Origin of the sequence: Streptobacillus felis, assembly GCF_001559775.1 — a bacterium.
In the GTDB taxonomy this organism is placed as follows: domain Bacteria; phylum Fusobacteriota; class Fusobacteriia; order Fusobacteriales; family Leptotrichiaceae; genus Streptobacillus; species Streptobacillus felis.
Genome location: NZ_LOHX01000307.1, coordinates 26,031 through 37,236, shown reverse-complemented (window position 1 = coordinate 37,236; position 11,206 = coordinate 26,031). Strand labels below are relative to the sequence as shown.

Sequence of the window (11,206 nt, the reverse complement as noted above, 5' to 3'; positions counted from 1 at the left end):
AAATGATCTAACGTTTTCAAAAACAAATACTTTAGGTTTTATTTCATTAATAATTTTAATTGCTTCTACAACCAAACTATTTCTATGTTTTTCATTATTTTTTTTATAATTTGCAGTAGACATCCCCTGACATGGAGGTGTTGCTATAACAACATCTATACCTTTTATTCCTTCATTTATCTTCCAAAAATCTATTTCTTTAAAAAGTTTATTTCTTATAATTTCATCTGACACATCTCCTAAAATATATCCTGATTCGTATTTACATTTTTCATTATATTTTTGTATATTAATTCTAGATTCTATTAATTCACAGGTTGCTACACATTCAAAACCATTTTCTTTAAAACCGTAGCATCCTACTCCTGCACTACTAAATAGACTTACATAAGTTATTTTATTATCCATTTTCACCTTTCAACTATATTTTAATCACTCTATATTCAATATAGAGTGAAAATTTTTTTTCATTATTTTTTCTTATTTTTTTATTTTTTCTTATAAAAAAAACTAGAAATACTCTAGTTTTATGCTGGAACTTCCCATTGTTTTAGTAAACTAATAATTTCTTCTAAAGATCCTAATAATTCATATTTAAATTTATTATCTATAGATTCAAGTTTAATTGAACATTTTGTAAAGTTATATTCATTTTGAGAAATATCTATTGTCCTTACTATCCATTTTCTATCATCATTTTTTCTATGTATAATTGTATCAGATAAATCTTTAATTTCTTTTATATTTGTTATTATCATTATAAGTCCCTTCCTTTATTCTTATATTTAATAATTAGCATATTCAATCCTTTCATTCACTCTATGTTAAATATAGAGTGAAAACTATCTATATAAATTTTTATCAATATTTTCTTTATATTTATTATTACTTTCCATCAGTTATTTCATATCCTTTACTTCTTAAATCATCACATAGAGATTTCCAAGTATTATCTTCAAAATTAAATAAATCTTTTCTAATAATATTATAAATTTCTATTTGTTTTTCTTTATTATTAGTTATTTTTAATAAAGTCCTATCAATAGATCTTTCTTTATTTTTTATAACTCTATAATCTACGTAGTCACTATCTTCTTCTTCAAAAATTTCAAGTAATAGATTGTATATTTGGGCTATTTGATTTAAGTATATTTTTATCATATTATTCCCCCTTTTAAATAGTTTTTAAATTCTTTAAAAATTAATCTGTTTTTCATCTCCTATACAGTTTTTTATTTCTTCATATGCTTTATCTCTTTTTTCTTATCATCAAGTGTTATTACTAAAAAAATTGAACTACTTGAAAAATTTTAAATTTATGTTATAATATATTTGCATATTCTGAGAGATAATTATTTTATTATCTCTCTTTTTCATTTTCTTTATTTTTTATTATTATCACTTATTATCACTCATTAAACTATCGATAAATGATTCACCTTTTAGCGTAAATTTTAAAACATCTTTATTTTTTATTTTCAAATATTTAGCATAACCTTTATATTGATGTTCTCTATAAAGATATAACTTTTCACCTTTTCTATATAAAAACTTACTTTTAGTTAATTTTTCAATTAATTCATCTACTGCTAGATTATATTTTTTAGCTAGAAAATTAACTGAGTTGTATGCTTTCCCTTCATCAAAAAATATTTCATATTCATTTACTTTTTTTTCAAGTAATGTCAATCTTTGTTCAGTTTCTTTCATAAGTCCTTCTAATCTAGCTTTAATTGTGGCTTCATTATCTTCTTTTCTAACAACTATGTACCCACCTTTTTGCCTTATATTTTTAAGTATTTCCTTTACTTGTTTTTTAAATTTTTTTGCAATTGGTTTTCTACTTGCAAATAAAACTTCATATAGCCCCTCTTCAGTTAAATACCATGATTTGTGTTGCTTTCCATCAGCTCTAGTAATAATTACAAGTTTTTTCTCATCTTGATCAACATCTTTAAGCATTTGAGATACATTCTTATTTTCAATGATTTTTGCTATTTCATTAGCATTAAACATTGGATTTACTTCAGATCCAAATATAACTAGTTCGACACCTAAAATTTCTTTTTTTTCTAAAATTTTCATATTAAACCAACCTTTCATTTATGCTGTTATTTTGATTTATTATATATATTTCATTTTCTGTGCATATATAATTTTCATCAGCTATAGAAAATTGTAATCCAGTTATTTGTTTATTCATTTCTATTTTTGTAATTTTATATTCTTCACCTCTCCAAATAGTAATATTAACATCATCTAAAGTATGTATTATCTTATTTTTAACTTCTAGAAAACAAAGCAATTTATTAAAAGTGGCATTAGAATCAAGATCGTTAATTTTTGAATTTTCATCAATTTTTTGCATCCATATTTCTTTACTTGATGAATTTTTTGTTTTTTCTCTAAAGAAAAATATAATTTCATTTTTATTGTTTTTTTTCAAATAGAATTCTTTCATATCTACCTCACTTGATTATAAATTTTGTTTTTTAACGATATTTCTAAATTTTTCTATATTTGCTTTTATTTCTTCCATTGTTCTTTCAGTTCTAGTATTTAAATCTACTTTCTTTAGATAATAAAAGTTTGGTGAATCAATAGATTTCCTTCTCTTTTCAATTAATTCTAAGCTTTTCAATTCTTGAATTAATTTTTGTGATGTAGCTTTAGAAACATTCATTACTTCACATACTTCTTTTATAGTATATATAAAAAAAACTTTACCATCCTCATCATAAAAACCATTTTCTTCAGAACTTTTCATTCTATCTCTCATTAAGCAATATAATATTTTGGCATCACCAGACAAATATTTAAATGGCTCTTTACTTATTAATGCTTTTGGAAATACAAAAAAATCATAAAAGTCAAGCTCATGTCTATAATAATAATCTAAATTCATAATTTCTCCTTTTAAATTGAATGTTTTATATAATATATATTAGTTCCCTTTTTAATATCTTTTATTTTTTCTAATAAATTTACATTTTCCAATTCTTTTATAATTTTTGTTGCCTTTTTTTTTGAAACATTTAATACTTCCTGTATCTCAGTTTTTTGGAAAAATATAAAACTTTTTCCACTTTCTTTTTCTACAAAACTTTTTTCTCTCATTAAACAATAAATTATTTTAGCACCATCACTAATAAATCTATACGGTTCTTTTTTTATCAAGCTTTTAGGCATTAATAAATAGCCATCAAAAATTTCATCACTCTCATAATAATAATCACTCATTTTACTCACTCTTCTTTCTTTTTGTTTTAATAATACTATCTAATTCTTTATCCCTTTTAGAAAAATGTATAAATGGTTCAAGTTCTATATTTTTTATGCCATTATTTTTAAATAAAGTAATCCTATAATCATTGTTTTCCCAAATTTCAATTTTAAATAAGTTATTTTCGTAATCAGCAAGTTTTTTATATTTATTATTTATCATAAATACTTGAAATAAATTTCTCCATGTACATTTTTGTTGTCTACATAAATACTGCCAGTCCCAATATGATTTATTTGTTTTTCCTTTTTCTCTTGAATAAACATAAATTTCATTTTCATAAAATCTATAGCAAAATTCATATTCAATTCTTTTCTTTCTCATAAATTTCCACAGCTTCCTTATATTCGTGAATATATTTCATAGTTTTAACATAATCAAAAAAATATGTATGCTTGGCAGAATTTTTATTTTTTTTATATGCTTTTGCAAATTCATATACACCATTTCTTATTTCCCATGCTAATTTCATAGGATGAACATTTAATTCTTTGGCAACATTACAAACAGTTAATTTCATATGTATCTCCTCTTGTTGTTTATATAGCTATTTTACACTATATTTTTGATTAAGTCAATACCTTTTTATTTTTATTTTTGATTATGTATAAATCAAAATACTTTTAATTTTTATATATAAACTTGTATTATATAGTTAGTTATTAAATAATATAACACATTACTTTTCTTTAAAAATTGATAATTCATATTTGTTTATTTTTTCTCTGATATATTTTTATTAATTTTTTTTAATCCTTCTCTATATATAATAATATATATATAATAATATATAATAATATATAATATAAGACTTTAATAAAGTTATCTTTTTTACTAATACTAGGGGATAAATTTTATCCCTGTAGTATTTACTAGCTTTTCACCAGGGATAATTTTTATCCCTGTAGTATTTACTAGCTTTTCGAAAGACACTATCAGGGATATATTTTATCCCTGAGCTAATTTACTATTTAAGGTATGTATTAGAGGAATTTGTATTTTAAGCTATAATTTGTCAAAAAAACAATTTTCAATGCTCCTAGGTGGTTTATTTTTGAAATTTGAGGGGTATTTGTTTTTAAGAAAGAATAACGTTTAAATTTTCTATTTTATTTTATATTTTTTAAATTATATGTTATAATATTTTTGAAAGGAGAGATTTTTATGTCTATAGATAAAAAATTGAAAAGTGAAAGAAAAAGATTAAAATTAACTATGGAAAGATTAGCAGAATTATCTGGAATAAATGTGTCAAAAATAAAAGCATATGAAAATGGATATACAAAAAATATTCCACTTGAAAATTTAACAATTCTTTCAAAAATATTTGGAAAAGATATAAACTATTTTTTACTAGATGATAATAATACTGAAAAGGATGATACAAACCCTATTTTAGATTCTATTTTAACAATAAATGAAGCATTATTATCTAAAATTACTTTGATGTCTGAAAAAGACATAAAAAGATATTTAAAGCATGTAGAAAAATTTTTAAAAGACAAAATTTAATAAAATCGAGGCATAATATATTAACTTTAAAATTTAAGGAGTGATTGTTATGCTAAAAAAAAGCAAAAATTACAAGTTAGAAATGTTTTTTCTAATGAAAAGAAAGCTAAAATAGTATGGATCTTTAATGAACCAAGACTTTTAGTTTCAGAAAAACTATTAAAAGATGAATATACATGGATTTATTATTATTCATTGATTTATTTATCTAGAAATAAGAAAAAGAAAGATATATTTCTTGATTTTATTATTACAAAAAAAACTTTTAAGTATCACTTAGAAGTATATAAATTATTCAAACTTTTTGATATAGAAATTTACTCAACTCTACTAATTGAAATGATTAAAAAAATAAAGGAGAGTGAGTAAAATGAGAAAACCAAACGGAACAGGATCAATTTATAAAATTAAAAATAGACCACTAAGAAAACCATTTATAGTTAGAGGACCAGCATACATTAATTCTAAAGGAAAATTTACTAGAAAAGTCATAGGTTCAGCTAAAACTCTAAAAGAAGCAGAGACAATTTTAAGAGATTTTAATCTAAAAAAATATAATTTAGAAAATTCTGAACTTACTTTATCAGACATGTTAGAATTATGGAAAAATTCTAAACATGCTAAAAATATAAAAACTGAAAAAACAGTTGAAGATTATATAAGGGCTTTTACCATTATATTTGAACCAATACTTACAGAACTTTTTATATTTTTGAAATATAAAGATTATCAAATCTTATTAGATGAACATCCAGTTTCAACTACTAAAAGGGCATTAATAGTATTAAAAAACATTTATTTAGATGCAATAAAAAACGAAATAACAACCAATAATATAGCAGCTCTTTTAAGTAGATCAGATAACCAAATTAGAGTAATAGATAGATGTGTTTATTCTAATGAATTTGTTCAGAAATTATGGAATATTTATAAAAAGAAAACTAATAAATATGCTGCAATGATTCTAATATTATTCTATACTGGAATGAGAACCATTGATTTAATCCGTATTAAAAATAAAAATATATTTTTAAAAGAAAAATATTTAATTACTGGATCAAAGACTGAGGCAGGTTTAAATAGAAAAATACCAATTCACGATAAAATTTTGCCAATAATAAAAGAAAATATGAACAAAGGCGAACATTTATTCAAGAATCTTAAATACGGAACAATACATGTTAATTTCAAAAAAATGCATGGAGAAGAAGATTTTGTATCAAATCTTCACTCAATTAGACATACTTTTATTACTAAAATGAGAAAGCTAAATGTAAGTGTTTCCAAAATAAAAAACATTGTCGGTCATGAAGAAACAAATGTAACTGATGGAGTATATACACACTGGGATATTGAAGATCTTTTAGAGGTGATTAATTTATTAGAGTACTAAATAGACTCTATATTTTTTTAAGCCAACTGTTAGCCATTGTAAATTATATTAAAACGAATTAGAATAAATTAAAAAAAATTGAGAGTTAAAAAACACAAAATATTGTGGGTTTTAACCCTCATAAACACTATTTTTTATACTATTTCACCGTACAAAGTCCAAGTTTTACAATCATTTATTTTTACATTTACAAAACGACCTCTATATAATTTGTCTTCACCTTTAAATAAAACTACTTTATTAGTTGAAGTTCTTCCTGTTAACACTTCTTTATTTTTCTTACTTGGTCCTTCAACTAATACTCTAACAACTTTATTTAAGTATTTAACACTCTCTTTATACGCACATCTATCTTGTAAGTTATTTAATTTATGTAATCTTTCTTTTTTCACTTCTTCAGGAACCTGATTTTCCATTGTAGCCGCTCTTGTTCCTCTTCTTATTGAGTACATAAAAATATATGCATTTTCAAATCCTACTTTTTCTACAACATCTAATGTATCTTGAAAGTCCTCATCTGTTTCTCCAGGAAATCCAACAATAATATCTGTTGTAAGTGAAGCACCAGGAATTCTTTCTTTTATTTTTTCAGCAAGAGTTAAAAATTGCTCTTTTGTATATCCTCTTAACATATTTTTTAGTATTTTTGTTGAACCAGATTGTAATGGCATATGAATACATCTTGCAATTTTCTCGTTCTTCGCTATCACATCTATTACATCGTCAGTAAAATCTCTTGGATGAGGCGAAGTAAATCTAAGAATATAATCTCCTTCTATTTTACAAATTTCATCTAAAAGTTTAGCAAAAGTATCTCCATTTTTAAATTTTTTACCATATGCATTAACATTTTGTCCTAATAAAACTATCTCTTTAGCACCTTTTTTTAAGTAATGTTTTACATCAAGTAATATATCTTCCATAGGAACAGATCTTTCTTTTCCTCTAACATATGGAACTATGCAGAAACTACAACGTTTATCACAACCATAACTTATAGAAATAGAGGCTGTCTTATCTCCACCAAAATCAGCATCTAATCTTGGTGGTAAAACATCTTCATTATCTGTATAAACTTCATGTTCACTTTCATGATTTAATATCTTTTCTATTGCATCTGGAATACGACCTATGTTTTGATTTCCCATAACTATATCTATCATTGGAAATTTCTTAATTAACTCAAATCCAGCCTCTTGAGCAAAACAACCTGTAATACCTATAATAGTACCTTTTCTCTTCTTTAATTCTATTAATTCACCTAATTTACCATAAATTTGAGTAGCAGCACCTTCTCTTACTGTACAAGTATTTAAAAATACAGCATCACAATCATCTATTTCTTCTACTACTTCATATCCCATATTTTTAAATATTTTTTTTATTTTTGCACTTTCATTTACATTCATTTGACAACCATAAGTAATTACTGTTGCTTTTTTCATACATTCAACTCCTAATCTTTGTTACAATACCATAATGTTAAACCAATAACTAATCCACCACCAATAAAGTTTCCTATAGTTACAAAAATAAAGTTATATGAAACATTTAAAAAAGTAACTCCTTCTACACCGTGCATTAATGATAATGGTAAATATAGCATATTTGCAACAACGTGATCATAACCTAAAATAATAAATAACATTATTGGAAACCAAATTCCAAATATTTTTGATATACCATCTTTAGCTATATATCCTAATAAACTTGCACCACAAACTAAAACGTTGCATAATATACCTTTTAAAATTAAATCATAAGCAGATGTATGTGTTTTATGTTCAGCTAAATGAGATAAAAAAGTTATACCTGCATCACTTAGAGTGTGAGTTTGATATGTAATATATGCTACAAATATAGACCCAACTAAATTAAAAATCCAAACTATTACTAAAATTTTAAGCATTTTTAAGATATTTATTTTCTTTTCTACATGAGCTATAGTCATCATACAATTACTAGTAAATAATTCTAACCCTAAAACTACAATAGCTATAAGTCCTACTGGGAAAACTGCTGCTCCGAAAAACTTTGCAATTCCAGCATTTGTTTCTATTAAATTAGCTGCTGTAATAATATTACCAACTGATCCAAAAGCTATAAACATTCCACCTAATATAGATAACAATGCAAGTTTTGAAAATGGTCTTTTCATTCTTTTTTCTGTTGCATGAATAACATATTCCATTAATTCTTTTTGTGTCTTTAACATAATCGTGATAATACGACTTTATGCGTATTCTCCTTTCTTTTTTATACAAAATAAATATATCACAAAAATTGAAAAAATTCAATAAAAAATAATATATTTATATTAAAAAAACTCACCTTTAGGTGAGTAAATTTATTTAATATATAAAAGGACAGGACAATGGTCTGAACCCTCTACTTCTGAATGTATTTCTGCATCAACTAATCTATCTTTTAATACTTCTGAAACACAAAAATAATCTATTCTCCAGCCTGTATTATTTTTTCTAGCATTACCTCTATATGACCACCAAGAATAAGCATGTTCTTTTTCTGGATAAAAATATCTAAATGTGTCTATAAATCCATCATTAACTAATTCTGTAAATTTATTTCTTTCCTCAATAGTAAATCCAGCACTCCTTGTATTAGTTTTAGGATTTTTTAAATCTATTTCTTTATGAGCAACGTTTAAATCACCACAAACAATTACTGGCTTATTTTTTTCTAAATTTTTTAAATAAGCTCTAAATTCATCTTCCCATATCATACGATAATCTAATCTTTCTAACTCGCTTTTAGAATTAGGCGTATACACTGTGATAAAATAATAATCATCAAATTCTGCTGTAATTACTCTACCTTCTTTATCATGTTCTTCTATGCCTATACCATAGCTTATTGAAATAGGTTCAACATCAGTAAATATTGCTGTTCCTGAATAACCTTTTTTTTCAGCATAATTATAATAAGTAAAGTATCCTTCAAGTTGTAAATCTAATTGTCCCTCACTCATTTTTATTTCTTGTAATCCTATAATATTTGGTTTTTGTTCATTAAAATATTCTAAAAACCCTTTCTTAATACAAGCTCTTAATCCATTTACATTCCAAGATATATATTTTTTCATTTTTCACCTCTAATTCTTTATTATTCATTATACTTTATTTAAAAGATTTATTCAATAAAAAAATTGCTTTAAATTAATAAAGCAATTATTTTATGTATTTTACATTTTGATTATATACAAATCCTAAATTTTTACTTTCTTTTTGAATGTTTACAACATTAGATATAGCTATTAATTCTGATTTTATTGAGTCAATTTCTTTTTCAACTCTTTCTATTCCTTTATTATTAGCATAATTTTCACGTGCTATGTTTGTTAAGTTATATTCAGTTACTATGCTTATTAATCCAACAGCTGCTAATGGTAATATGAATAAAACTAATTTTATTAATGCAACCTTTTCTAAATAATTTAATAATATTACTCTATTTCTTTTTCTTGATACTATTACATTTTTCATTACTTTTTCTTTTCTCATTATTCTTCTCCTTTTACAAACACTCTTAATTTTGCTGAGTGTGCTCTATTATTTACTTCTAATTCTTCTTCCTTTGAAATTATAGGTTTTCTTGTAAGTACTCTACCTTTTGATTTATTCCCACAAATACATGTTGGTAAATCATATGGACAAGTACATGGATTTTCATATTTCCTAAATTTCTCTTTTACTATTCTATCCTCTAAAGAATGAAACGTTATAACCAATAATCTACCACCTGGGTTAAGTAATTCTATTGATTTATCTAATGCTTTTTCTAGAACTTCAAGTTCTCTATTAACATATATTCTTATTGCTTGAAAAGTTCTTTTAGCAGGATGCTTCTTCATACTCTTTCCTATAGCTTTAATTACTATATCAGCTAATTCTATTGTAGTTTCAATTTTTTTATTTTTTCTATATTCAACAATATATTTAGCTATCTTTCTTGATTTTGGTTCTTCACCATATTTATACAAAATATCTGCAATTTCTTCTTCCTTGAAATTATTTATAACTTCATATGCGCTAATATCTTGTGTCTCATCCATACGCATATCTAATTTAGCTTCTTTTCTATATGAGAATCCTCTTTTATCATCATCTAATTGCTTTGATGATACTCCGATATCCATTAATATTCTATCAACCTTATCGTAGCCAGCTAAATAAGCTACTACATCTAAATTTTCAAAATTATTTTTAAAAATACTTATTTTATTTCCATATTTTTCTAATCTTTTTCCTGCAAATTTGATTGCATTTTCATCTTGGTCTATAGCAATAAGTTTTGATTTATCTGTAGATTTTGATAAAATACCTTCACTATGTCCTCCTCCACCAAGTGTGCAATCCATATATATTAAGTCTTTCTCTTCTATGATATTATCTAAAACTTCATTGTATAGAACCGGTAAATGATATTCCATAAATTACCGCCTTTCTATTAAAAGTCTATATCAATTTCTCCAATTATTTCATTAATATCTTCATCACTTCTATAGTTATCTAGTTTTTCTGTATCCCAAATTTCAATTTTATTTCCCATACCAATTACTGTGGCTTTTTTTGATAAATCAGAATATTTTTTTAAAGTAGATGTAACTGTAAGTCTTCCATGGCTATCTAGCTCTATTTCTTGTGCTGATCCAATTATAAACCTTTTAAACTTTGTTGCTTTTTCATCAGTTTGTTTTACTTTTGATAATTTTTCTACAACTTCTTTCCAATTTTCTAAATTATATAAATCTATTTGCCCATTTACACCTTTAGTAATATAGAAATTCTCACCATTTAAAAGTTCTCTGAATTTTGCTGGTAACATTAAACGTCCCTTATTATCAACGCTACAACTATATTCACCAATAAACATACACCACACCTCCTTCCATAAAATCTACCACTTTTTACCACAAAAACCCATTTTCTACCACCTTTTACTAATTTATACCATAATTATTGCTAAAAGTCAATGTTTTTACTAGTTTTTTTTTATTT

At 24.2% G+C, this 11,206-nt stretch carries 17 protein-coding genes; 2 read left to right on the top strand and 15 right to left on the bottom strand.

Translation table 11 applies throughout. The features are described 5' to 3' along the window. The 9 genes from AYC60_RS07095 to AYC60_RS07055 all read right to left on the bottom strand — a co-directional run. Nucleotides 1–408 (bottom strand): DNA cytosine methyltransferase (locus AYC60_RS07095; protein WP_197417000.1); only part of this gene is annotated, 408 nt, incomplete at its 3' end. Between the two features lie 119 nt (nucleotides 409–527). Then, nucleotides 528–758 (bottom strand): hypothetical protein, encoded by a 231-nt coding sequence (locus AYC60_RS07090; protein WP_067322957.1) that lies wholly within the window; start codon nucleotides 756–758, stop codon nucleotides 528–530. A 127-nt stretch (nucleotides 759–885) separates the two neighbouring features. Beyond that, nucleotides 886–1,161, bottom strand: a complete 276-nt coding sequence (locus AYC60_RS07085; RefSeq protein ID WP_067322953.1) for a hypothetical protein — start codon at nucleotides 1,159–1,161, stop codon at nucleotides 886–888. A gap of 237 nt (nucleotides 1,162–1,398) precedes the next feature. Further along, nucleotides 1,399–2,085, bottom strand: a complete 687-nt coding sequence (locus tag AYC60_RS07080) for a BRO-N domain-containing protein (protein ID WP_067322950.1) — start codon at nucleotides 2,083–2,085, stop codon at nucleotides 1,399–1,401. 1 nt (nucleotide 2,086) lies between these two features. Further along, nucleotides 2,087–2,461 (bottom strand): hypothetical protein, encoded by a 375-nt coding sequence (locus AYC60_RS07075; RefSeq protein WP_067322947.1) that lies wholly within the window; start codon nucleotides 2,459–2,461, stop codon nucleotides 2,087–2,089. Between the two features lie 15 nt (nucleotides 2,462–2,476). Next, nucleotides 2,477–2,905: a replication initiator protein A gene (locus tag AYC60_RS07070; RefSeq protein ID WP_067322944.1), complete on the bottom strand. Its 429-nt coding sequence runs from the start codon at nucleotides 2,903–2,905 to the stop codon at nucleotides 2,477–2,479. 11 nt (nucleotides 2,906–2,916) lie between these two features. Next, the gene (locus AYC60_RS07065; RefSeq protein WP_067322942.1) at nucleotides 2,917–3,240 is read right to left on the bottom strand and encodes a replication initiator protein A; all 324 of its coding nucleotides are present in this window, start codon (nucleotides 3,238–3,240) and stop codon (nucleotides 2,917–2,919) included. 1 nt (nucleotide 3,241) lies between these two features. Next, the gene (locus AYC60_RS07060; RefSeq protein WP_067322939.1) at nucleotides 3,242–3,607 is read right to left on the bottom strand and encodes a hypothetical protein; all 366 of its coding nucleotides are present in this window, start codon (nucleotides 3,605–3,607) and stop codon (nucleotides 3,242–3,244) included. Beyond that, entirely contained in the window at nucleotides 3,588–3,803 is a 216-nt protein-coding gene (locus AYC60_RS07055) for a hypothetical protein (protein ID WP_067322937.1), read from the bottom strand. The genes AYC60_RS07060 and AYC60_RS07055 overlap by 20 nt, the downstream gene beginning before the upstream one ends. 644 nt (nucleotides 3,804–4,447) lie before the next feature. Here AYC60_RS07055 and AYC60_RS07050 point away from each other — a divergent pair. Then, nucleotides 4,448–4,795, top strand: coding sequence for a helix-turn-helix domain-containing protein (locus AYC60_RS07050; RefSeq protein WP_067322934.1), 348 nt, complete (start codon nucleotides 4,448–4,450; stop codon nucleotides 4,793–4,795). A 370-nt stretch (nucleotides 4,796–5,165) separates the two neighbouring features. Continuing rightward, nucleotides 5,166–6,188 carry a tyrosine-type recombinase/integrase gene (locus tag AYC60_RS07045; RefSeq protein ID WP_067322932.1) on the top strand — a complete coding sequence of 341 codons (1,023 nt, stop codon included), beginning with the start codon at nucleotides 5,166–5,168 and terminating at the stop codon, nucleotides 6,186–6,188. 134 nt (nucleotides 6,189–6,322) lie between these two features. Here the strand turns inward: AYC60_RS07045 and miaB are convergent, their stop codons facing one another. From miaB to mraZ, 6 genes are all read right to left on the bottom strand, one after another. Beyond that, nucleotides 6,323–7,633 carry a tRNA (N6-isopentenyl adenosine(37)-C2)-methylthiotransferase MiaB gene (miaB, locus tag AYC60_RS07040; RefSeq protein WP_067322929.1) on the bottom strand — a complete coding sequence of 437 codons (1,311 nt, stop codon included), beginning with the start codon at nucleotides 7,631–7,633 and terminating at the stop codon, nucleotides 6,323–6,325. 11 nt (nucleotides 7,634–7,644) lie between these two features. Next, nucleotides 7,645–8,403: a formate/nitrite transporter family protein gene (locus AYC60_RS07035; RefSeq protein WP_067322926.1), complete on the bottom strand. Its 759-nt coding sequence runs from the start codon at nucleotides 8,401–8,403 to the stop codon at nucleotides 7,645–7,647. A gap of 132 nt (nucleotides 8,404–8,535) precedes the next feature. Then, the gene (locus AYC60_RS07030; RefSeq protein WP_067322923.1) at nucleotides 8,536–9,291 is read right to left on the bottom strand and encodes an exodeoxyribonuclease III; all 756 of its coding nucleotides are present in this window, start codon (nucleotides 9,289–9,291) and stop codon (nucleotides 8,536–8,538) included. A gap of 85 nt (nucleotides 9,292–9,376) precedes the next feature. Further along, a complete protein-coding gene (locus tag AYC60_RS07025) occupies nucleotides 9,377–9,709 on the bottom strand; it encodes a hypothetical protein (RefSeq protein WP_067322921.1) in 333 nt (110 codons plus the stop codon). Beyond that, nucleotides 9,709–10,638 carry a 16S rRNA (cytosine(1402)-N(4))-methyltransferase RsmH gene (gene rsmH / locus AYC60_RS07020; RefSeq protein ID WP_067322918.1) on the bottom strand — a complete coding sequence of 310 codons (930 nt, stop codon included), beginning with the start codon at nucleotides 10,636–10,638 and terminating at the stop codon, nucleotides 9,709–9,711. The genes AYC60_RS07025 and rsmH overlap by 1 nt, the downstream gene beginning before the upstream one ends. 17 nt (nucleotides 10,639–10,655) lie before the next feature. Then, a complete protein-coding gene (gene mraZ, locus AYC60_RS07015) occupies nucleotides 10,656–11,081 on the bottom strand; it encodes a division/cell wall cluster transcriptional repressor MraZ (RefSeq protein WP_067322915.1) in 426 nt (141 codons plus the stop codon). Between the last annotated feature and the right edge of the window lie 125 nt (nucleotides 11,082–11,206).